19 protein-coding genes are annotated in these 21,963 nt (G+C 69.6%); 13 read left to right on the top strand and 6 right to left on the bottom strand.

The genetic code is table 11. The features are described 5' to 3' along the window. Positions 1 to 156 precede the first annotated feature (156 nt). The gene (locus tag ABZ319_RS30060; RefSeq protein WP_354989881.1) at positions 157 to 594 is read left to right on the top strand and encodes a carboxymuconolactone decarboxylase family protein; all 438 of its coding nucleotides are present in this window, start codon (positions 157 to 159) and stop codon (positions 592 to 594) included. A gap of 206 nt (positions 595 to 800) precedes the next feature. Here ABZ319_RS30060 and ABZ319_RS30055 read toward each other — a convergent pair whose 3' ends face one another. Further along, positions 801 to 1,361, bottom strand: a complete 561-nt coding sequence (locus ABZ319_RS30055; protein ID WP_354989880.1) for an AAA family ATPase — start codon at positions 1,359 to 1,361, stop codon at positions 801 to 803. 391 nt (positions 1,362 to 1,752) lie between these two features. Here ABZ319_RS30055 and ABZ319_RS30050 point away from each other — a divergent pair, with 391 nt between their 5' ends. Both ABZ319_RS30050 and ABZ319_RS30045 read left to right on the top strand, forming a co-directional pair. After that, complete coding sequence (locus tag ABZ319_RS30050) at positions 1,753 to 3,849, top strand: acyltransferase family protein (RefSeq protein WP_354989879.1); 2,097 nt, start codon at positions 1,753 to 1,755, stop codon at positions 3,847 to 3,849. Between the two features lie 139 nt (positions 3,850 to 3,988). Further along, positions 3,989 to 5,524, top strand: coding sequence for a substrate-binding domain-containing protein (locus ABZ319_RS30045; RefSeq protein WP_354989878.1), 1,536 nt, complete (start codon positions 3,989 to 3,991; stop codon positions 5,522 to 5,524). A gap of 72 nt (positions 5,525 to 5,596) precedes the next feature. On the opposite strand, the gene ABZ319_RS30040 is transcribed toward ABZ319_RS30045, so the two are convergent. Genes ABZ319_RS30040 through kdpF form a run of 4 tightly spaced genes read right to left on the bottom strand, consistent with a single transcriptional unit; the run spans position 5,597 to position 10,383 of the window. Next, positions 5,597 to 6,475, bottom strand: a complete 879-nt coding sequence (locus ABZ319_RS30040) for a potassium-transporting ATPase subunit C (RefSeq protein ID WP_354989877.1) — start codon at positions 6,473 to 6,475, stop codon at positions 5,597 to 5,599. A 1-nt stretch (position 6,476) separates the two neighbouring features. Next, a complete protein-coding gene (gene kdpB / locus ABZ319_RS30035) occupies positions 6,477 to 8,624 on the bottom strand; it encodes a potassium-transporting ATPase subunit KdpB (RefSeq protein ID WP_354989876.1) in 2,148 nt (715 codons plus the stop codon). Between the two features lies 1 nt (position 8,625). Beyond that, positions 8,626 to 10,296 (bottom strand): potassium-transporting ATPase subunit KdpA, encoded by a 1,671-nt coding sequence (gene kdpA, locus ABZ319_RS30030; RefSeq protein ID WP_354989875.1) that lies wholly within the window; start codon positions 10,294 to 10,296, stop codon positions 8,626 to 8,628. Continuing rightward, entirely contained in the window at positions 10,297 to 10,383 is an 87-nt protein-coding gene (gene kdpF / locus ABZ319_RS30025) for a K(+)-transporting ATPase subunit F (protein WP_354989882.1), read from the bottom strand. Between the two features lie 320 nt (positions 10,384 to 10,703). On the opposite strand from kdpF, the gene ABZ319_RS30020 reads away from it, so the two are divergent. The 5 genes from ABZ319_RS30020 (at position 10,704) to ABZ319_RS30000 (ending at position 16,144) form a co-directional block, all read left to right on the top strand. Then, positions 10,704 to 11,411 carry a hypothetical protein gene (locus ABZ319_RS30020; protein ID WP_354989874.1) on the top strand — a complete coding sequence of 236 codons (708 nt, stop codon included), beginning with the start codon at positions 10,704 to 10,706 and terminating at the stop codon, positions 11,409 to 11,411. Between the two features lie 114 nt (positions 11,412 to 11,525). Continuing rightward, on the top strand, positions 11,526 to 11,678 hold the full coding sequence (locus tag ABZ319_RS30015; RefSeq protein WP_354989873.1) for a hypothetical protein: 153 nt from the start codon (positions 11,526 to 11,528) through the stop codon (positions 11,676 to 11,678). Continuing rightward, on the top strand, positions 11,675 to 14,236 hold the full coding sequence (locus ABZ319_RS30010) for a sensor histidine kinase KdpD (protein WP_354989872.1): 2,562 nt from the start codon (positions 11,675 to 11,677) through the stop codon (positions 14,234 to 14,236). Before ABZ319_RS30015 ends, ABZ319_RS30010 begins: the two co-directional genes overlap by 4 nt. Beyond that, on the top strand, positions 14,233 to 14,934 hold the full coding sequence (locus tag ABZ319_RS30005) for a response regulator (RefSeq protein ID WP_354989871.1): 702 nt from the start codon (positions 14,233 to 14,235) through the stop codon (positions 14,932 to 14,934). The genes ABZ319_RS30010 and ABZ319_RS30005 overlap by 4 nt, the downstream gene beginning before the upstream one ends. Before the next feature lie 46 nt (positions 14,935 to 14,980). Further along, positions 14,981 to 16,144, top strand: a complete 1,164-nt coding sequence (locus tag ABZ319_RS30000; RefSeq protein WP_354989870.1) for a cytochrome P450 — start codon at positions 14,981 to 14,983, stop codon at positions 16,142 to 16,144. A gap of 115 nt (positions 16,145 to 16,259) precedes the next feature. On the opposite strand, the gene ABZ319_RS29995 is transcribed toward ABZ319_RS30000, so the two are convergent. Continuing rightward, entirely contained in the window at positions 16,260 to 17,453 is a 1,194-nt protein-coding gene (locus tag ABZ319_RS29995) for a cytochrome P450 (protein WP_354989869.1), read from the bottom strand. Between the two features lie 182 nt (positions 17,454 to 17,635). On the opposite strand from ABZ319_RS29995, the gene ABZ319_RS29990 reads away from it, so the two are divergent. From ABZ319_RS29990 to ABZ319_RS29970, 5 genes are all read left to right on the top strand, one after another. Beyond that, positions 17,636 to 18,310, top strand: a complete 675-nt coding sequence (locus ABZ319_RS29990; RefSeq protein WP_354989868.1) for an HAD family phosphatase — start codon at positions 17,636 to 17,638, stop codon at positions 18,308 to 18,310. Positions 18,311 to 18,521: 211 nt separating this feature from the next. Further along, complete coding sequence (locus ABZ319_RS29985) at positions 18,522 to 18,986, top strand: OsmC family protein (RefSeq protein ID WP_354989867.1); 465 nt, start codon at positions 18,522 to 18,524, stop codon at positions 18,984 to 18,986. Then, the gene (locus tag ABZ319_RS29980) at positions 18,983 to 19,258 is read left to right on the top strand and encodes an acylphosphatase (protein ID WP_354989866.1); all 276 of its coding nucleotides are present in this window, start codon (positions 18,983 to 18,985) and stop codon (positions 19,256 to 19,258) included. The genes ABZ319_RS29985 and ABZ319_RS29980 overlap by 4 nt, the downstream gene beginning before the upstream one ends. A gap of 27 nt (positions 19,259 to 19,285) precedes the next feature. Then, positions 19,286 to 20,794, top strand: a complete 1,509-nt coding sequence (locus tag ABZ319_RS29975) for a hypothetical protein (RefSeq protein ID WP_354989865.1) — start codon at positions 19,286 to 19,288, stop codon at positions 20,792 to 20,794. Then, complete coding sequence (locus ABZ319_RS29970; protein ID WP_354989864.1) at positions 20,794 to 21,960, top strand: glutathionylspermidine synthase family protein; 1,167 nt, start codon at positions 20,794 to 20,796, stop codon at positions 21,958 to 21,960. The genes ABZ319_RS29975 and ABZ319_RS29970 overlap by 1 nt, the downstream gene beginning before the upstream one ends. Positions 21,961 to 21,963: the final 3 nt, after the last annotated feature.

Below are 21,963 nucleotides of genomic sequence, written 5' to 3'. Positions count from 1 at the left end.
GTTCGGCGGGGCGTCGCTGCCCGCCGAACCCGGCCGTTGTGCGTTGCGCGCGGCCGGGAAGACTGTGAGCGGTCACACACGCGCGTCCCGTCACGCCGGGGCCGTCCGTCTCGTCCAAGAGTTGTACCGACCGGAACAGCAGCGAAGGAACGAGCCATGTCACGTCTGAATATGTTCGAAGTCGCTCCCGAGGTCTACAAGGGCTGGCTGGCCGCCGAGGCCGCGATTCGCCGCGGGCCGCTCGACGCCGTGGTCCGCGAACTGGTGAAGATCCGAGTGTCCCAGATCAATCGGTGCCTGTTCTGCATCGAGATGCACACCACCGAGGCGCGCAAGGAGGGTGAGACCGAGCGCCGCATCAACCACCTGCCCGCCTGGCGCGAGTCCGACCTGTTCACCGCACCCGAACGCGCCGCCCTCGAATACGCCGAGGCCGCAACCGAACTCGGGGTGCACGGGGTCGGCGACGAGATCTGGGAACAGGTCGAGAAGAATTTCGACGAGGGGCAGCGCGCGGGCCTGGTGGCGATCACCGCCCAGATCAACATGTGGAACCGCCTGGGCGTCCCGCTGCGCCTGTACGAAGGCTCCTGACCACCGAGAACGATTCCCGCGCAGCCGGGTCCGGGCACGGCCCGGGCCCGGACGCCGGGACCCGTGTCACCGCTGGCGACGAGGTGACAGGTCGCCGCCGGGTCGTCAGCACTACTCGCCGCCGAGCCGTGTCGATCAAACCTCGTGAGGCCGAGGCGGTATCGCCACTCGCGGCCGGAAACATGTCACCGCCCGCGGCCGAAGTCTCACCGTTCGCGGCCGGGGCCTTCCGCCCGCCCCTGGCCAGCGACATCGGCGCGCAACTCGGCCAGCCAGCGATCGGCCGCGGCGGCGGTGCGCAGGCGCACCACGCGCAGGTGCGGGAACTCCGCGATCCGGTCCGCGGTGCGCTGCCTGCGGTAGGCGTGCCGGGACCAGGCCCAGCGGATCGGATGATCGGCGTCGAGCCAGTTCCGGAACGTTTCGCGATTGCCGTTCCACAGCTCCCGGCGGAACAGCGCGCGCCCGAACGAACGGGACACCACCCGGCGCATGACCGTCGGGCGCGGCAGATCCAGCCAGATCAGGGTGTCCGCCCGCGCCCACAGCAGCGCGCCCACCAGGGCGACGTACTGGTCCTCGGTGACCCAGCGATCGTCGCCCGCGAATCCCGCGACATCGCTTTCGAATTCGGGCCGCCGCACCCAGCCGGGACCGTGGTGCAATGCGTCGAGTTCGTGGCGGGGCAGCCCCAGCAGGGCCGATAACTCGGTGGCGAGGGTGGTCTTTCCCGCACCTGAAATACCCGACACCAGAATCCGCCGCACCCGCTCGAGCCTATTACAGGTGCGGCCTTGAGTTTCGCGCGCACAAGCGCATTCGAGGTGGCGATATTCCGCCGCGGGGAATGCGAGATTGCCCGGCGGATCCGAATCGCGCGCATACTCGGACTCCAGACGGGGAATATCGATGAGATGGCGCCGACCGTGCGAATCCGAATGCTGTCCGGCTGCTGGGGCGCCGGGCCGGATCCGACGAGCCCGGCACGGCGGCGGGCGGTGGCCGAGCGCGCCACCGTGCCGGTTCGCGCTCTCTCCATACCCCGATCGCGCGCAATCATGCGTGCCCTCCGGATTCCGGGATCAAGGCCACATTCGGATCAAGCTCCGTGTGGCGATTGGGAGTTTTGGCGCATCCGATACGACAATGGTCGCCGCCATGTCCATATCCAGTACTGATCAATCCTCATCGACAACGCCGGAGCGGCCCGCGGACGCCGCGCCCACGGCGCACGGTACCGGCGGCTATCGACTGGATCTGGACGGACTGCGCGGGGTGGCCATCGCCCTGGTCGTGGTCTTCCACATCTGGTTCGGGCGGGTGTCCGGGGGCGTGGACGTCTTCCTGGTGCTGTCCGGATTCTTCTTCACCGGAATGTTGCTGCGTCGCGGCGACACCGGCGGCATCGGTGTCGTCACGACGCTGCGCCGCACGCTGCGCAGGCTGCTGCCCGCCATGGTCGTGGTGCTCGCGGCGGTGGTGATCGCCACCGTCGTCCTGCTCCCGCACACCCGCTGGTCCGATCTCGGCGCGCAGACGCTGGCCTCGCTGGGCTACTACCAGAACTGGTATCTGGCGATGTCCTGGTCGGACTATCTGGCCGCGGACCCCTCGGTGAGCCCGCTGCAGCACCTGTGGTCGATGTCGGTGCAGGGTCAGTGCTATCTGGCCCTGCTGCTGGCGATCGCGCTGGTGACCTGGTCGTGCCGCCGGATCGGACACGAGGGCCGCATGCGCACGGTGCTGGCCGTGATCTTCGCCGCGGCGGGGATCGCGTCGTTCTGGTACGCCGCCGAAGGGGTTGTGACCCAGCAGGGCTGGAACTACTACGACACCTTCGCCCGCGCGTGGGAGCCGCTCACCGGTGCGCTGCTGGCGATAACCGCACCGTTGCTGCGCCTGCCGCGCGTGGTCCGCGAGATCTTCGCGTGGACCGGTATCGCCGCCATCGTGGCGTGCGGCTGGCTGGTGAACGGCTCGGCGCAGTTCCCCGGTCCCGCGGCGTTGCTGCCGGTGACCGCGACGGTCGCGCTGGTGCTGGCCGGGGCCGGCCTGAACACCGCGACCCAGCCGTGGGTCAACCGGATGCTGGCCACCGCGCCCGCGGTCCGGCTGGGCGCGTTCGCGTACGCGCTCTACCTGTGGCACTGGCCGATTCTCATCTTCTACCTCGGCGAACGGCACGAACGCGAAGCCGGCCCGCTCGGCGGTCTGGCCATCATCGTGGTCTCGCTCGTCCTGGCCTACCTGACCCAGCGCTTCGTGGAGGAGCCGCTGCGGGTGCGCGCCCAGCCGACCATCGGGGCGCGCCCGCGCCTGCTGATCGGCGCGGCCGTCTCCACGATCGGGGTGCTGCTGCTGGCCTCCACCATCACCTGGCAGTGGACCAACGGCGCCAAGGCCCAGGCCGTCGGGCATCTCGATCCCGCCAAATACCCGGGCGCGCTGGCGCTGACCGAACGAGTCCTGGTGCCGCGCGCGCCCATGCGCCCCACCATTCAGGAAGCGCCCGCCGATATCGCCTATCCCACCCGGGACGGCTGTATCGCCGATTTCGACACCCGATCGGTCATCACCTGTTCCTACGGTGATCCGAACGCACAGCGCACCATCGCGGTGGCCGGCAATTCCCATGCCGAACACTGGATTCCGGCACTGCAGGTACTGGCCGAGCGCTATCATTTCCGGCTCACCGTGTATCTGAAGATGGGCTGCCCGCTCACCGTCGCCGAAGAACCCATGTACAAGGGCCAGCGCAATCCGGACTGCCGTGATTGGTCGCACGAGGTCATCGAACGGCTCGGCGAACAACGCCCGGACTGGGTTTTCACCACCGGCACCCGGCCCGCGGACAGCGGCGGCGACGAGACCCCGCAGGATTATCTGGATGTGTGGTCCGCGCTCAATAAACGCGGCCTGCACGTGCTGGCCATGCGCGATACGCCGTGGCTGCGCCGCGACGGAATTCGCTACCGCGCCATCGATTGCCTGGCCTCGGGCGGAAATCGGGTGGACTGCGGCATGAAACGGCCGGACGCCATTTCGCCGGTGAATCCGGCCGCCGCGCCCGCCGAGAAATATCCCGAGGTCTTCACCCTCGATCTCAACGACGCGATCTGCGAGCCCGAGGTCTGCGCGGTGGTGGAGGGCAATGTGCTGGTCTACCACGACGAACACCACCTCACCGCCAGCTACGCCCGTTCCCTGGCCCCCGAACTCGAACGGCAATTGCAGCCCATTCTGGGCTGGTGGTGACCGAACTCCCCTGCCCGGCAACTGATATCGTGCGCAACGGGTAATTCGGGGGTACACCCGGCATCGGCTCGGCGTCCCCGCCGCGGGCGCGTGCGCGCGGCACCGGAGCCGGGCGCGGGCGTCCGGGGGAGGCGTTGCAGTGGGCGGTTTTCCGATCGAGATCGTGCTGGCGCTCATCGGTATCGCGGTGCCGATCATGGCGTTCGTCTGGGAGTTCGTGTTCGTGGGGCGGCGTCGCCTGGGCTACCGGGTGCAGATGGACACCCCGGTCACCGGTGAGATCGAATCGGTGTTCCCGGGCGTGCTGCCGCAATTGCGGCCCGACGGCGGCGCGGCGGCCCCGGATCTGCACGACCTGTCGGTGGTGCTGATGCGCATCGAGAACAACGGCGCGACCACCATCGACATCGCGGATTACGCGGGGCCCGAAGGGGAACGGGTCGGGGTGCACATCAGCTTCCCGCACCGGCGCGTGATCGGCATGGCCGTCACCGAACTCAGCGATCCGGGCATGGGCGATTGCCTGCGCCCGGGAACCGGCATCGGCGCGCGCGAGGACGCGGCACGCCGGGTGGGCATCATCGACCTGCCCAAGGTGCCGATGAATCGCGGCGATCACTACAAGATCCTGGCGATTCTGCAGCGCAGCGCTGGAGCCGGAGACTATCCGCCGCCGACCGTGCAGTCCCGTATCCGGGGCGGCCGGGCCGTGGAATCCCGCAGCAGCACCGGGATTTCGCCGCGTCTGCTGGCGCTGATCGGGTTCCTGGTCGTCGTGATCGCGGTTCAGTTCGCGGTGGACCTGGGCACGGCCGATGCGCCGCCGGCCGCGGACTGCGCGCGCGGCAGTCTCACCGTGGTCGGCTCGTCCGCGTTCGAACCGGCGCTGCGCGACGCGGTCGCGGCCTACCGGAAACGGTGCTCCGGAGCGGATTTTACGCTCGAGTTCGACGGCAGCGAACGCGGGCTGACCCGCCTGGACAAAGAGGGGCGCGACAATTCCGCGCTGCTGGCCATCACCGACGGCCCCAAGGGCGAGGGTTACCCGAAGCTGCTGCCCCGGGCGCTGGCGCTGTCCCAGTTCGCGATGGTCACCCATCCGGGGGTGAATGTGAAAGATCTGTCCGTACAACAGGTCCGGGATCTCTACGCCGGCCGGATCGACAACTGGCGGGTGCTGGGCGGTGCGGATCTGCCGGTCCGGGTGGTGCAGCGCGCACTGGGTTCGGGGACGCGCGAAGCCTTCCGGAGCCGGGTGCTCGGTGGCGAGCAGCCCCCTGCGCCGCCCGCCACCGGCTGCCGTGCGGTCCTGGCCACGAACCCGCCGGGACCCGCGTTCTGCGAGGTCCCGGTCACCCGGGACATGCTCGAGACCGTCGCGGAACTGCCGGGCGCCATCGGCTACAGCGAATACGCCGATGCGGCACAGGCTTCCGGTGTTCGGACGGTGACCCTGGGCGGGCGCGCGCCGACTCGCGAGGACGTGCTGGCGGGCCGCTACCCGTTCTGGGCCGTCGAGTACGCCTACTCCTACGGCGAGGTGCCCGCCGATTCCCCGGCGGCCGCCTTCCTGCGCTTTCTCACCGACGGCGTCGGCAAGGACGTACTGCGCGCGCACGGCAATACGCCCTGTTCCGAGTTACCCGATCCCACGGGATGTACGCCCGGACGGTGAACGTCCGCGCGCCACGGCCGGCCTCGCTCGCGAGGCAACCGTGGCGCGCGTCCCGGCCGGCGCCGGAATCGTTCAGCTCCGGAACGGGTACCTACCGTCGAGGTCGAGGTTGAGCTCGACCACATTGACCCGCGGCTCGCCCAGGAAGCCCAGGGTGCGGCCCGCGGTGTGCTCATCGACGAGGGCGCGCACCTGCTCGGCCGAGACCCCGCGAACCCGTGCCACGCGGTCGATCTGGATGGCCGCGTACTCCGGAGAGATGTGCGGATCCAGGCCGCTGCCACCGGCGGTGACGGCGTCCGGCGGCACGGCCGAGCGATCGGGCGCGTCACCCCGAATCGGGACGATGCGGCCGACGGAGTAATCCGCGCCGTCGGCGGCACATTCGACCTTCACGCCCTTGTATTCCGCCACGAACGGGACGGTGGTCACCGAGCAGAACTCGTTGACGCTCACCACCTTCGTGGGGTGTTCGACCTCGCCGTCGGCCTCGCGCGGGCCGATGACCGAGAGCACCGCCCCGACGCCGCCGGGAGTGCAGAACGGCCGATTCCCGTCCACGCCTTCGAGTTCGGCGACCGCCTTGCTCCGCGCGCAGACCGTGGTCAGCAGTCCGGTGGAATCGGGCGCGCTGTCCACGATGCTCTCCGGACCGGCGTTGCTCGCGGCGGTGGAGAGCGAGTCGTACCCGTCTCCGGCCATGGACGGCCGGCTCTGGAAGTACCGGGTGAGCGCATTGCCGTCGGCGTCGGTGAACCGCTGGCCGATGAGGCTCGAGCCGACGGTCCTCCCCTCCCGCTCGATGAGCGAGCCGTCCGCGTTGTTCTTCAGTCCGGGCAGCTGCGCGACCGCGAAAACCGCCAGCGGATAGACGATTCCGGTGATCGCCGTGAGCACGAGCAGTGCGCGCAGCGCGGCGACGTGCTGCCGGATCCAGGTTGACATACGCATATCAGGACATCCCGGGGAGGAATTGGACGAGGAGGTCGATCAGCTTGATGCCGATGAACGGGGCGATGATGCCGCCCACCCCGTACACGGCGAGGTTGCGGCTCAACAGTTTCGAGGCCGCGGCGGGCCGGTAGGCCACCCCGCGCAGCGCCAGCGGGATCAACAGCACGATGACGATCGCGTTGAAGATGACCGCGGACAGGATCGCGGACTGCGGGCTCGACAGCCGCATGACATTGAGCAGGTCCAGGCCCGGGAACAGCGGCACGAACAGCGCGGGAATGATCGCGAAGTACTTGGCGATGTCATTGGCGATCGAGAAGGTCGTCAGTGCCCCGCGCGTGATGAGCAGCTGTTTGCCGATCTCGACGATCTCGATGAGCTTGGTCGGATCCGAGTCCAGATCGACCATGTTGCCCGCCTCTTTGGCGGCCGAGGTCCCGGTGTTCATGGCCACGCCGACGTCCGCCTGGGCGAGCGCGGGCGCGTCGTTGGTGCCGTCGCCGGTCATGGCGACCAGGCGGCCGCCGGCCTGCTCCTGCTTGATCAGCGCCAGCTTGTCCTCCGGCGTGGCTTCGGCGAGGAAGTCGTCCACGCCCGCCTCGTCGGCGATCGCCTTGGCGGTCAGGGGATTGTCGCCGGTGATCATGACGGTGCGGATGCCCATCCGCCGCATCTCGTCGAACCGCTCGCGCATGCCCTGCTTGACCACATCCTTGAGGTGGATGACGCCCAGCAGTCTGGCGGTACCGTCCTTGACCTCCGCGACCACCAGCGGCGTACCACCCGAGGCCGAGATGCCGTCGACGGCCTGCCCGAGTTCGGCCGGAATCGAACCGTCGTGCAGGCGCATCCACTCGGTCACCGCGGCGGCCGCACCCTTGCGCAGCTGGTGCTTGTCCGCCAGGTCCACGCCCGACATACGGGTCTGGGCGGTGAATTCCACCCAGGTGGCTCCGGTCAGCTCACCGGGGGTGCGCTCGCGCTTGTTGTACGCGGTCTTGGCGTACACCACGATGGAGCGGCCCTCGGGCGTCTCGTCGGCGAGGCTGGAAAGCTGTGCCGCGTCGGCTATCTCGTCCTCGCTCACACCCGGCATGGCCACGAAGGCGGACGCCTGGCGGTTGCCCAGGGTGATGGTGCCGGTCTTGTCCAGCAGCAGGGTGTTCACATCGCCCGCGGCCTCGACCGCGCGGCCGGACATGGCGAGCACATTGCGCTGCACCAGCCGGTCCATCCCGGCGATGCCGATGGCCGAGAGCAGCGCGCCGATGGTGGTCGGGATCAGGCACACCAGCAGCGAGACCATCACGATGCCGCTGATGCCGTTACCGTCGATGGCGATGCTGTCCGGCACGCCGGGCAGGCTGGTCTTGGAGTAGATGGCCAGCGGCTGCAGGGTGACCACGGCGAACACGAAGATGATGGTGAGCGCGGCGAGCAGGATGTTCAGCGCGATCTCGTTCGGCGTCTTCTGCCGGCTCGCGCCCTCCACGAGCGCGATCATCTTGTCGATGAAACTCCTGCCCGGTTCCTGGGTGATCTTGACGACCACCCGGTCGGACAGCACGGTGGTGCCGCCGGTGACCGCGGAACGGTCGCCGCCGGACTCCCGGATCACCGGCGCGGATTCGCCGGTGATGGCCGATTCGTCCACCGAGGCAATGCCTTCCACCACGTCGCCGTCGCCCGGGATGACCTGACCGGCTTCCACGACCACGACGTCACCGCGCTGCAGATCGACAGCGGCCACCCGCTCCTCGACCACCCGCGCGCCCGGCGACCAGTTCGCCAGCCGGCGCGCGACGGTGTCGGTCTTGGCCTTGCGCAGGGTGTCGGCCTGCGCCTTGCCCCGGCCCTCGGCGACGGCCTCGGCGAGGTTGGCGAAAAGCACCGTCGCCCAGAGCCATACGACGATGGCCCAGCCGAAGAACGATGGATCGGCGATGGCCAGCACCGTGGAGTACGCCGCGCCGATCTCGACGATCAGCATGACGGGATTGCGCCACAGGGTGCGCGGATCCAGTTTGCGGAAGGCGTCCGGCAACGACTTCAGCAGCAGTTGCGGATCGAACAGTCCGCTGGAGACCCGTCCCTGGGGCGGTTCGGCCGCGGCCGTCGTTCCCGGTTCGATAGTGGGAGCAGACATGTCAGTGGATTCCTTCGGCGAGCGGCCCGAGCGCGAGCGCGGGCAGGAAGGTCAGGGCGACCAGGATGAGGGTCACGCCGACGACCATGCCCACGAACTGCGGCCGATGGGTCGGGAGCGTGCCGATCGATTCGGGGGTCGTGCCCTGCTGTGCCAGCGAACCGGCCAGTGCGAGAACGAAGATGATGGGCAGGAAGCGGCCGAACACCATGGCCAGTCCGAGCGCGGTGTTGTACCACTCGGTATTGCCCGACAGCCCGGCGAAGGCCGAACCGTTGTTGTTGGCGGCGGAGGTGAAGGCGTAGAGCACTTCCGAGAGCCCGTGCGGTCCGGAGTTGGCCATACTCGCCCGTTGCCCCGGCATGGCCATGGCGACGGCGGTGCCGACCAGCACGAGGAGCGGGCTGATCAGGAAGTAGCTCGCGGCCAGTTTGATCTCGCGCGGGGTGATCTTCTTGCCCAGATACTCCGGGGTGCGGCCGACCATGAGCCCGGCGACGAAGACCGTGATGATCGCCAGGATCAGCATGCCGTACAAACCCGAGCCGGTGCCGCCCGGCGCGACCTCGCCGAGCTGCATGTTGAACATGGTCATCATGCCGCCGAGGCTGGTGTACGAATCGTGGAACGAGTCCACCGCGCCGGTGGAGGTCAGCGTCGTCGCCGCGGCGAAGGTCGCCGAATTCGATACGCCGAAGCGGGTTTCCACGCCCTCGAGCGAGGACCCGATGGCCGTGGGCACGGTGCCGTGGTGCTGCAGCTGGAACAGGTTGGTCAGGAACGTGCTGCCCAGGGCGATGGCGCCCATGACGGCCACGATCGCGAAACCCTGCTTCTTGCTGCCGACCATGCGACCGAAGGTGCGCGGCAGCGAGAAGGAGATCACCAGCAGCAGGAAGATCTCCAGCCAGTTGGTCCAGGCGTTCGGATTCTCGAACGGATGCGCGGAGTTCGCGTTGTAGAACCCGCCGCCGTTGGTGCCGAGCTCCTTGATGACCTCCTGGCTCGCGACCGGTCCGCCCGGAATGGTCTGCGACCCACCGGCGACGGTCGATGCCACCTCGTCGTGCAACTGGAAGTTCTGGATGGCGCCGCCGGCGACCAGCACGATCGCGAACACGAAGGCGAGCGGCAGCAGAATCCGGATGGTTCCCCTCACAAGATCCACCCAGAAGTTGCCGAGATCGCCGGTGTGCCTGCGCGCGAAGCCGCGCACGAGCGCCATGGCGACGGCGATGCCGACCGCGGAGGAGACGAAGTTCTGCACCGCGAGTCCGGCCATCTGCACCAGGTGACCCTGGGTCGATTCGCCGGAGTAGTTCTGCCAGTTGGTGTTGGTGACGAAGCTGACCGCGGTGTTCCAGGCCAGGGCCGGGGTCATCTCGGTCGCGGGGTCGTTCAGATGCAGTGGCAGTTTGCCCTGGAGCAACTGGAAGAAGAACAGGAACAGGATGCTCACCGCGGAGAAGGCGAGCACACTGCGCGCGTAGACGGCCCAGGTCTGCTCGACCCCGGGCTGCACGCCGATGGCGCGGTAGATGCCGCGCTCGGCGCGCGAGTGCTTGGTGCCGCTGTACACCCGGAACATGTAGTCGCCCAGCGGCACATGTACGAGAGCCAGCGCTATGACCAGAGACGCCGCGAAGACGATCCCCGCTGTAGTCGTGCTCACTCAGAACCTCTCCGGAAACAACAGCGCCGCGATCAGGAAGACGGCGATGCCGACGGCCAGAACGAGACCGATAATGTTCTGGGTCACAGCCGTTCCACCCCGCGCTGGATCAGGCCGAGCAGGGCGAAAATCGCCACCGTCAGCACCGTGAACACCACGACGGACATGATCGAAACCTCTCTCTAGATGACGCACCACGAGATGCGACGCAGCGAGTCAAGCGCCCCGCGACCGGGCGGATGAGGTTCCTTACGACTTCTTTGCGGCGTGCGCGGACGCCTTGACGCTCCGTTTACAGGTTTGCCCGGAGTGTCGGAGGGAACTGTCGACATCCGGCGTGAAACCGTAAGGAAGCCGTCAGGACCAGGCTCGCGCGATCCGGTGCGAGCCGTGACGAAGGGACCGCGATGTTCGAACGCGCTGTGCAGAAATCCATGGAATTGGCGGTCCGCGGCGGCACCGGCATCCAGGTTCCGCTGGCGGCCAGGTATGTCGGCAGGCTGCGGCGCAAGCATCCGAGCCGCTCCCCCGAGGAGATCGAGCAGGGCCTGCGGTGGCGCTACCTCGCGCTGGTCACCACCAGCGGCACCCTGGCGGGGCTCAGCGCCGCCGTCCCCGGGGTGGGCACGCTGGTCGGGCTGGCGGTCAGCGGCGTGGAGTCGGTGTTCTTCCTGGAGGCTTCCGCGCTCTACGCCGCCTCGGTGGGCGCGGTGCACGGCATGGACAAGTTGCAGCCCAAGCAGCGCCGCACGCTCGTGGTCGGTGTCGTCCTGGGCGAGGGCGGCGCGGAGATGCTCGGCAAGAGCGCGAGCCAATCCGCCCGCGACTGGGCCTCGACCGTGGCCGACAAGCTCCCGATCGTGCGCAACATCGACAACGCGATGGCGCGCCGGTTCATCGCGGGCTTCATCGTCAAACGCGGCGTGCTCATGTTCGGCAAGGTGCTGCCCGCCGGCATCGGCGCGGTGATCGGCGGCGTCGGCAACCACGCCCTGGGCCGGGCCGTTATCGCCAACTCGCGCAGGACATTCGGTCCCGCCCCGGCGAACTGGACCGAAGCCACCCTGCTCGCCCCGGCCGGGGAGATTCCGTCAACATCGGGGGCGCGGGCGTAAAGAAATCGTCAGGACCGCCGTCCGCGTGCCGGACGCCGGTAAACAGGGAGAGCCCGGGCCGAATCCGGACATCGGCTCGGTCCGGGCCGAACTGAACACTCGCGAGGAGAGACTGTGCCGGACATCGCTTACGCCATGCTGGTGATCTTCGGTTTTCTGACCGCCGCACTGATCCTGCGCGCCCTGGCCACCGCCGGGCAGCGCCCGGCACGCGTGCGCGCGGGCCGCCCGGAGCTATCCGCGCACCGCGCCGTGCTCGACAAGTGAAGCGCGGCCAACTTCGCATCTATCTCGGCGCGGCGCCCGGCGTGGGCAAGACCTTCGCCATGCTCTCCGAAGCGCACCGGCGGCTGGAGCGGGGCCGCGATGTGGTGGCCGCGGTCGTGGAGACGCACGGCCGCTCGAAGACCGCGGAACTGCTCGACGGCATCGAACGCGTGCCGCCGCGGCTGATCGACTACCGCGGCGCCGCCATGCCGGAATTGGATGTGCCCGCGGTGTTGCGGCGCGCCCCGGCGGTCGTGCTGGTCGACGAACTCGCGCACACCAACGTGCCCGGCAGCAAGAACGAGAAGCGCTGGCAGGACGTCGAAGAACTGCTCGAGGCGGGCATCGACGTCGTGTCCACGGTCAACGTGCAGCACCTCGAGAGCCTCAACGACGTCGTCGAGCAGATCACCGGCGTGGTACAGCGCGAGACGGTGCCCGACCGGGTGGTGCGCGGCGCCGATCAGGTCGAGCTGGTCGACATCACCCCGGAAGCGCTGCGGCGCAGGCTTTCCCACGGCAACGTCTACGCCGCGACCAAAGTCGATGCCGCACTGCGCAATTACTTCCGTCCCGGCAACCTGACCGCGCTGCGTGAGCTGGCGCTGCTGTGGCTGGCCGATCAGGTGGACGCGGCGCTGGCCAAATACCGTGCGGACCACCGGATCACCGATACCTGGGAGGCCCGCGAACGCCTGGTGGTCGCGGTGACCGGCGGCCCGGAATCGGAGACCCTGGTCCGGCGCGCCAGCCGCATCGCGGCCAAATCCAGCGCGGAACTCGTTGTCGTGCACGTGGTCCGGGGCGACGGCCTGGCCGGGGTCTCCCCGCAGCGGCTGACCCGGCTACGGGACCTGGCGACCGGCCTGGACACCGCCCTGCACACCGTCACCGGGGACGACGTGCCCGGCGCGCTGCTGGACTTCGCCCGGCAGATCAACGCCACCCAGCTGGTACTGGGCACCTCGCGGCGCTCGCGCTGGGCCCGCGCACTCGACGAGGGCATCGGCGCCCGGGTGGTGCAGCGGTCCGGAAAGATCGACGTGCACATGGTCACCCACGAGGAGGCCTCGCGCGGGTTCCGGCTGCGCCCGCCCACCCGCCGCGAAGGCGCCCTCAGCGCCTGGATCGCCGCGATCGGCGTGCCGTGGATCATCTGCGGTCTCACCGCGCTGTGGCTCGACCGCTGGCTGGCCCTGGGCGGGGAGAGCGCGGTGTTCTTCATCGGCGTCGTGGCGGTGGCGCTGTTCGGCGGCATCGCCCCGGCGGTGCTGTCGGCGCTGCTGTCCGGACTGCTGCTGAACTGGTTCTTCACCACGCCGCGGCACAGTCTCACCGTCGCCGAGCTGGACAACTTCCTGACGATCGTGGTGCTGCTGGTGGTGGCGGTCGCGGTCTCGGCGCTGGTCGATGTGGCGGCCAAACGAAGTCGCGAGGCGCGCAAGGCTTCCCGGCAGGCCGAACTGCTGACCCTGTTCGCGGGCTCGGTGCTGCGCGGGGCGGATCTGCCCGCGCTGCTCGAGCGGGTGCGCGAAACCTTCCGGCAAGACGCCGTCAGTTTGATCGAGGACGCGGGTGGCGAGTTCGAGGCCGAGGCCCGCGAGCCGGGCGCGAACGCGCCCGGCGGCCTCGAACCGTGGATCGTGGCGTCGGTGGGCGAGAATCCGCCGCGCGTCGCGACCGCCGGCGAGACCCTGGTGGAGGCCGGCGACGACACGCACAGCCTGCTGCTGCGCGGCCGCCCGGTGACCGCGGGCGATCGGCTCGTGCTCGGCGCGGTCGCCGATCAGGCCGCGGGCCTGGTGCAGCGCCAGCGGTTGCAGGCCGAAGCCGGTGCGGCCCAGGCGGTCCTGGAGGCGGACAAGCTGCGGCGCGCGCTGCTCTCGGCCGTCAGCCACGACCTGCGCACCCCCTTGGCCGCGGCCAAGGCGTCGGTGTCGAGCCTGCGCAGTCACGACGTGGAATTCTCCCCCGAGGACACCGCCGAACTCCTCGAGACCATCGAGGAATCGGTGGATCAGCTCACCACGCTGGTGGGCAATCTGCTCGACTCCTCGCGCCTGGCCGCCGGGGTCGTCCGGCCGCGACTGCGCCGTGTCTACCTGGACGAGGCCGTGCATCACGCGCTGATGAGCATGGGCACCCGGGGCATGCGCCGCACATCGATGAATCGCGTCGAGGTGGCGGTGGATTCGGTCTGCGTGCGCGCCGACGCCGGACTGCTCGAGCGAGTGCTGGCCAATCTCATCGACAACGCGGTGCGCTACTCCCCCGGGGCCGCACCGGTCCGCGTTGTCGCCGAGCACACCGGCGGCCGGGTCGCGATCACCGTGTCCGACAGCGGGCCCGGCGTGCCCAGCGGGCTGGAGGATCAGCTCTTCGAGCCGTTCCAGCGCCTCGGCGACCGCGACAATTCCACCGGCGTCGGACTGGGACTGTCGGTGGTGCGCGGTTTCGTGGACGCCATGGGCGGGACCGTGCACGCCGAACCCACCCCCGGCGGCGGCCTGACGATGGTCGTCGAACTGGCCGCCTGCGACGAACAGGAGAACGAGTGACGAACGCGGCGCCCGCGCCGACCAAGGTTCTGGTGGTCGACGACGAACCACAGATCCTGCGCGCCCTGCGCATCAACCTGTCGGTCCGCGGCTACGAGGTGACCACCGCCGCCACCGGAGCCGCGGCCCTGCGGGCGGCCGCGGAGAAGCATCCGGACGTGGTGATCCTGGATCTGGGCCTGCCGGACATGGACGGCATCGAGGTGCTGGCCGGACTGCGCGGCTGGACCAGCACGCCGGTGATCGTGCTCTCGGCCCGCACCGACTCCTCCGACAAGGTCGAGGCCCTGGACGCGGGCGCGGACGACTACGTCACCAAGCCCTTCGGCATGGACGAGTTGCTGGCGCGGTTGCGCGCCGCGGTCCGGCGCTCGGCCACCGGGACCGACGCGGTCGAGCCCATCGTCGAAACCGCCTCCTTCACGGTCGATCTCGCGGCCAAGAAGGTCACCAAGGCCGGACGCGACGTGCACCTGACCCCCACCGAATGGGGCATGCTGGAGATGCTGGTGCGCAATCGCGGCAAGCTGGTGGGCCGCAAGGAGATCCTGCGCGAGGTCTGGGGTCCCTCCTATGCCACCGAAACCCACTACCTGCGCGTGTATCTCGCACAGCTGCGGCGCAAGCTCGAGGACGACCCCGCACAGCCCAAACACCTGCTGACCGAGGCGGGCATGGGCTACCGATTCCAGCCCTGAGGCCGAATGCGCTGCTGCGCCAACGCTTGTGCGCTACAACTGACGCATGGCTGGAGCGCGCAAGATAGACCGCGGAGACACCGACGCCGCCTGCCCGGTGCACCGGGATGCCGCGGGCACCTGGCAGATTCGCGGCTACGCCGACGGCCGGGCGCTGCTGCGCAGCACCGAGACCGTGCAGGCCGGGCTCGGGGTGGAGACGGTGGAGAAGCTGCCCGCCCGGCTGCGCCGCCCCGTGCTGTACCGCGATGGTGAGGAGCATCGCGAGCACCGCCGGCAGACAGCCCGGTACTTCACACCCAAACGGGTGGACGAGCACTATCGCGAGCTGATGCACGAGATCGCCGGTCGGGAGATCGCGCTGCTGCGCGCGCAGGGCCGGGCCAATCTGTCGCAGATGAGTTTTCGCCTGGCGGTGGACGTGACCAAGGCCGTCGTCGGGCTCACCGACAGCAAGCCCGGCACCGACCGGCGGCTCGAGGTGTTCTTCCCGGAGAAGTTCAGCGAGCCCGGATTCACCAGCATCGCCGGGCTGCTGGGCTACGTGCGGCAGATGCGGGCCTGGGGCGCGATCTATTTCGACGACGTGCGCCCGGCGGTGCGCGTGCGGCGCAAGGCCCGCCGTGACGACCTCATCTCGCATCTGATCGACGAGGGCTGCGCCGACGGCGAAATCCTGGGCGAATGCCTGACTTTCGCCGCGGCGGGCATGGTCACCACGCGCGAGTTCATCAATCTCGCGGCGTGGCACCTGTTCACCGACGACGCGTTGCGCACCCGCTTCCGGGCCGGGAGCGAGGCCGAGCGCCTGGCGCTGCTGCAGGAACTGCTGCGCCTGGAACCGGTCATCAGCGATCTGAAGCGGCGCACCGTATCCGAGGTGGTGCTGCCCAGCGGGGCCACGATTCCGGCGGGTGAGCTGGTCGACGTCGCGGTCAGCGTGGCCAACGTGGATCCCGGCGTCGTCGGGGACCAGCCCCTGGACGTATGCCCCGGGCGCGCGCTGTCCGGCGGCGCGGGGGCCGCGGTGCTGTCCTTCGGCGACGGGCCGCACAAATGCCCGGGGGCGCACATCGCGCTGCAGGAGTCGGAGATCTTCCTGGGCAAGCTGTTCGCGCTCGACGGCCTCCGGATGGAGAATCCGCCGCGCGTGACGATGAAGCCGGAGATCTCGGGGTACGAACTGCGGGATCTGATCGTCGCGGTGTAGTCGCGCGCGATGGCGGGCGTACCGGCCGCACACACGGCACCCGCGGGCGATAGGCGCGGACCCGGCCGGCGCTCGTGCGGTCGGCCCGGCGGGTCCGGGTTCGCCTCCGTAAACCTCAGCGCGACAAGCGAATCGGCAGTGACTTGAGGCCGTTGTTCAGGTTGGATCGGATGCGGCGGCTCGCGCCGGTCTGCTCGATCACCGGGAACCGGGCGAGCAGTTCCTCGAAGAACACCCGGCCCTCCATGCGGGCCAGGTGCACCCCGAGGCAGAAGTGCTGGGCGAGCCCGAAGGACAGGTGCGGGTTGGGGTTTCGGCGGATGTCGAAGCGCTGCGGCTCGGCGAAGACCGCCTCGTCGCGGTTGGCCGAGGTGTAGCACATGGCGACCTTGTCGCCGGAACGGATGGGGACCCCGTTGATTTCGGTGTCGGCCGTGGCGGTGCGCCGGAAGTAGTGCAGCGGGTTGGCGTACCGCAGGATCTCCTCCACCGCACCGGGAATCAGCGCGGGATCCGCGCGCAGGGCGGCCAGTTGATCCGGATGGTCCAGCAGCAGCTGCAATCCGGAGGACAGCATGGTCTTGGTGGTGTCGTTGCCGGCGATCACCAGCTGGGTGAAGAAGCTGCCGAACTCCAGCTCCGACATGGTCTTTCCGCCGAACTCGCCGTCCAGGATCAGCGAGGTGAGATCTGCCTCGGGCGCCCCGGCGCGGCGGGCCATCGCGAACTGGATCGCGTAGACGGCCATCTTGGTCAGGTCGGCGGTGGTGTCGAAATCGCCGATCAGTTCCGGATCCTGCTGGCTGGTGGACTGTTCGGCCCACTGCCGGATATCGGGCCAATCTGCCTCGGGGATGCCGAACAGGCCGCCCACCACCTGGCTCGGCAGCACCCCCGCCACGTCGTGCACGAATTCCACGTCGCCCTCGACGCCGTCGAGCAGCTGCCGGGTCAGGGCGCGGACGCGATCCTCCAGTTCACCGATGACCCGCGACTTGAAATGCTCGGCAAGGGGTTTGCGGTAGTCGGTGTGCCGGGGCGGGTCCATCATGAGCAGCATGTTGCGGGTGGTCTCGAGCCGCTCGGGCGGCTGGTTCTCCAGCACCACCCCACCGATCTCGGCCGAGAAGAGCCCGGGATTGCGCGCCACGTGCGAGACCCCGGCGTGGGTCAGAACGGCCCAGTAACCGGGCTCGCCGGGCATGTCCTGCCGGTACACCGGCTCGGTGCGCCGCAGCTCGGCGAAGATCTCGTGAATCGGCCCGTCCACGTACAGCTGCGGGTCGTAGATGTCCTTGACCGTGCTCACGGCCCACCTCGGTATTCGCTTGCGGGTGTTCGTCTTTCCCTTCGGACGGTAACCACGGGGGCGAACCGGACGGCCGGGTTCGGGTCCCCGATCCCAGTCAGTGGACATCGGTGGCGGCCGCATCGGGTTCGGGCCGTACCCCGGAGCGCGCGCCGGTCCCGCGATGCACAACCATGGGAGCCATGTCTGTCGCCGCAATCGTCTTCGACATGGATGGCGTGCTCATCGATACCGAGCCCATCTGGGAAGAAGTCCGCACCGCCTACATCGAGGAGCTCGGCGGGCGCATGCTGCCCGACACCCAGGAGCGGTTCATGGGTATGAGCACCGCCGAATGGTCCGAATACATCAGTAGGGATCTGATCGACGGCAGCCGCACGCCCGAACAGGTCGCCACCGACGTCATCGACCGCATGAGCGCCCGCTACGCCGAGCACCTGCCGCTCATGCCCGACGCCGCCGAGACCGTGCGCCGCTTCGCCGCCCGCTACACCCTGGGCCTGGCCAGCTCCTCCCCGCGCCGCCTGATCGACGTGGTCCTGGCCCACATGGGCGTCACCGACCTGTTCCACACGACCGTCTCCACGGAGGAGGTCGAGCGCGGCAAGCCCGCCCCCGACGGCTACCTGGCCGCGGCCGCCGGACTGGGCGTCGACCCGCACGACTGCGTTGCCATCGAGGATTCCTCCAACGGTCTGCGCTCGGCCGCCGCCGCGGGCATGACGGTGATCGCCGTCCCCCACCCCCGCTATCCCCCGGCCCCCGACGCCCTCGCCCTGGCCGCCCACGTGGTGACCGACGGCCTGCCTTCACTGACCCCAGAACTGATCGACTCCCTTCCCCGCCGCACCGCGTAGCCTCCGGGTTGTCCGGACCATCCGAGCCGAGCCCGGACGGGCAACCGCTGCTCGTACCCCTCGGGGGAACGCGCCGCGCCCTCTTGCCACGCGGCTCGGCCGGCGGAATTCGGGGGCCGGCTCCCGCGTTCCGCATGATCCGGATGGGCCGTGTGTCACATCCGGGTGAGGGCTCGCGCGGCGTGCGCGGGACGAATGGGAGGATCTTGACATGGCTGAACAGACCGCCGCACCGCAGACCGCCGCCGGCACCCAGACCGTAGAACCGGTGGAGTTGTGGGCCGAGCGCACCGGCACCCGCGCCTACACCGGCCGCAACAACCGCGGTGGCGAGGTGCTCATCGCCTCGGCGGGCGTCCCCGGCGCGTTCACCCCGGGCGAGCTGCTCAAGATCGCCCTCGCGGGCTGCACCGGCCTCAGCGCCGATTTCACCCTCGCCCGCAAGCTCGGCGAGAACTTCGACGCCACCGTGCGCGTCTCCGGCGACGCCGACCGCGAGAACGAGACCTACCCCGAACTCAACGAGAGCTTCGAACTCGACCTGAGCGAACTCGACGAGGAGACCCGCCAGCGCGTGATGGTCGCCGCCCAGCGCGCCATCGACAAGGTCTGCACCGTGGGCCGCACGCTCAAGGCGGGCACCACCGTCAATCTGACCTTCCGCGTCGACGAGTGAACCCGGCCCGGCTCAGCGCCTGGGCGCACGGGCGGGTCCAGGGCGTCGGATTCCGGTGGTGGACCCGTTCGCGCGCACTGGAACTGGGCCTGACCGGCTACGCCCGCAATCACCGCGACGGCCGAGTACACGTGGTGGCCGAAGGTCCGCGCGCCGACTGCGAAGCGCTGCTCGACCTGCTACGTTCGGGCGATACGCCTGGCCGGGTGGATCTGGTTGTGGAAGACTGGGGCGCCCCCCAAGGAGGCATGTCCGGTTTCGAGGAGCGCTAGTGCGCGCGGAGTTCAAGGAGTCGATAGTTGGCCACTGAACGCCCAGGCGACACCCCCGACGAATCCCCCACGGACGAACCGGATTCCACCCAACCCCCCGTCTACGGCGCCGGCGGCCGCCCCCTCACCCCCCGGGGCGGCACGCCCCCGGCCGACGCGGCCGACCGGCCCCCGGTGTACGGCTCCGGCGGCCGTCCCCTGCACCCGGCGTCCGGGGAGCAGCCGAGCGACCAGCCTCCCGTGTACGGCTCGGGAGGCCGTCCCCTGACCCCGTCGTCACCCGACACCGAATCGACGCCCGTGTACGGCTCGGGCGGGCGTCCACTGCAACCGACTTCACGGGATACCGACGACCCTTCGCCCGGATCCGCTACGGGCGAACCGGACCCGGCGCCGGTCTACGGCTCCGGTGGCCGGCCGCTCACGCCCGGCGGCGGCTCCGCCGACGACGCGCCCACGGTCTTCGGTGCGGGCGGACGGCCGTTGCAGCCGAAGTCGCGGGACGACGAACCCGGTGACGCGGCGGCGCGGCCGGACCCGAGCGCGCTCCCGGAACAGCCGGTGTACCCGCCGCCGTCAGCGCCTCAGCTGCCCCTGTCGCCGGAAACCGGTGCGCCACAGGCTCCCCCGCCGTGGCCGTCCCCGGGCAGCCCGGAACCCGGCGGCGCGCACGTGCCCCCGGCGTGGCCGCCCGCCGCCGGTGCACCCGGCGAGACCGGAGCCACCGACCCCACCGTCTCGCACACTCCGCCGCCGTGGCCGCCGCCCGCCGCGACCGCGCCGACCGAACCGTTCGCCGCAGGCCCGGCGACACCGTTCGCCGCGGGCTCCGCGGTCCCGCCGCCCTGGCCACCGCCCGGTACCCCGGAATCCGGTGGCGCACAGGTCCCCCCGGCGTGGCCGCCCGCCGCACCGGCGGAACCCGCTGCCGCGCAGGGTCCCCGGCGCGGCAAGGTGGCCCGTCAGGAAGCCGGGGTCACCACCCCGCGACCGCCCACGGTGGCCGAGGCGCGCGCCCGGGACAAGGCGCGTGAGCGGGCCGCGCAGGCGGCACAGGCCGAAGCCGACGCGACCGAGGCCAAGCGCAAGAAGCGCAAGAAGCTGCTCATCGGCGGTGCCGCGGTGGTCGGCGTCGCGGGTCTGATCGGCGGCGGTTACCTGGCCTACAGCGCGCTGACCTCCCCGGAGGTCACCGCCTACTGCACGATTATCGCCAAGAAGGGGCAGGTCGTCTCGCTCGGCAACGGCCAGACCGTCACCGCCACCCAGGACAACCAGGAAATCGTCATCCCGGACAAGGACTGCGACGACGCCGATCGCGCCACCGGCGGCGGGCACGGCGGGGCCGCGGGCATTTTCATCCTCAACGGCAACCAGTACCGCTACTACTACGGCGGCAAGAACCAGACCGTGGGCAAGGCGCCGACCGGCGGCACCACCGTCAAACCCAAGGGCGCGACCATCACCACCAAGAGCGGCACCAGCATTCAGCGCGGCGGGCTCGGTTCCAAGAGCAGCGGCGGGAGCGGATCGTAATGCGCCGTCTGCGCGGCACACCGCGCCCGGGCTGGGAGCGGATCGTCGAGAGCCAGGGCCTGGTCTACGGCAAGCCCGGCCGCGACGCCCAGGGCGCACCCCGCCCCTACTGGGACGAATCCGTGCACTACGAGTTCGACATGGACGAGATCCTGGCCCTCGAGGCCCAGGTCGAGGTGCTGCACACCATGTGCCTGCACGCCGTGGAGAACATCATCCTGACCGAGCGCTTCGCCGATTTCGGTCTGCCGCAATGGAGTTGGGAGCCGATCGCGGCCTCCTGGAAGCGGTCCGACCCGCACATCTACGGCCGCTTCGACCTGCGCTATGACGGCCGCGGCCCGGCGAAACTGCTGGAGTACAACGCCGATACGCCCACCTCCCTGGTCGAAGCGGCAATCGTGCAGTGGCACTGGCTCACCGACACCCACCCCGACGACGACCAGTGGAATTCCCTGCACGAGAAGCTCGTCGAGCGCTGGGGCGAGCTGCGCGAGCTGCTGCCCAGCCCCGAGCTGCACTTCTCGTGGTCCGGCGCGGACGCCTCCGGCGAGGACAACGTCACCACCGCCTACCTGCAGGAGACCGCGGCCGAGGCCGGGTTCGACACCATCGCACTTCCGGTGGAGGACATAGGTTTCGACACCGAACTCGAACGCTTCGTGGACCTGGCCGAAGCGCCGATTCAATCGATCTTCAAGCTCTACCCCTGGGAATGGGTGCTCGGCGACCAGTTCGGGCAGCGCGTGACCGGCTCACTGCCCGGCACCATGTGGCTGGAACCGCTGTGGAAGTCGCTGCTGTCGAACAAGGCCATGCTGGCGGTGCTGTGGGAGATGTACCCCGGCCACCCGAACCTGCTGCCCACCTACCTCGACGATCCACACGAGCTCACCGAGTACATCCGCAAACCCAAGCTCGGGCGCGAGGGCGCGAACATGACGATCGTGGGCGCGGGCATGGAGACCGCGACCGGCGGCGTCTACGGCGAGGAGGGCTATGTCTACCAATTGCTCGACCCGCTCCCGGTATTCGACGACATGCGCCCGGTCCTGGGCGCGTGGATGGTCGGCGACGAATCCGCGGGCCTCGGCATTCGCGAGACCGCGGGCCTGATCACCGACGACGGCGCCGCCTTCGTCCCGCACCGCATCCCCCAACCCTGACTC

This window comes from Nocardia sp. NPDC005978 (genome assembly GCF_040614455.1).
Classification (GTDB): Bacteria; Actinomycetota; Actinomycetes; order Mycobacteriales; family Mycobacteriaceae; genus Nocardia.
Note: the sequence above shows the minus strand (reverse complement) of the source record. Positions and strands in the feature narration are given on the sequence as shown.

Coding starts and splice junctions, on each gene's coding strand:
- ABZ319_RS30060 (WP_354989881.1), top strand. CDS start 157: ATGTCACGTCTGAATATGTTCGAAGTCGCTCCCGAGGTCTACAAGGGC.
- ABZ319_RS30050 (WP_354989879.1), top strand. CDS start 1,753: ATGTCCATATCCAGTACTGATCAATCCTCATCGACAACGCCGGAGCGG.
- ABZ319_RS30040 (WP_354989877.1), bottom strand. CDS start 6,475: ATGCGTATGTCAACCTGGATCCGGCAGCACGTCGCCGCGCTGCGCGCA.
- kdpB (WP_354989876.1), bottom strand. CDS start 8,624: ATGTCTGCTCCCACTATCGAACCGGGAACGACGGCCGCGGCCGAACCG.
- ABZ319_RS30020 (WP_354989874.1), top strand. CDS start 10,704: ATGTTCGAACGCGCTGTGCAGAAATCCATGGAATTGGCGGTCCGCGGC.
- ABZ319_RS30000 (WP_354989870.1), top strand. CDS start 14,981: ATGGCTGGAGCGCGCAAGATAGACCGCGGAGACACCGACGCCGCCTGC.
- ABZ319_RS29990 (WP_354989868.1), top strand. CDS start 17,636: ATGTCTGTCGCCGCAATCGTCTTCGACATGGATGGCGTGCTCATCGAT.
- ABZ319_RS29985 (WP_354989867.1), top strand. CDS start 18,522: ATGGCTGAACAGACCGCCGCACCGCAGACCGCCGCCGGCACCCAGACC.
- ABZ319_RS29970 (WP_354989864.1), top strand. CDS start 20,794: ATGCGCCGTCTGCGCGGCACACCGCGCCCGGGCTGGGAGCGGATCGTC.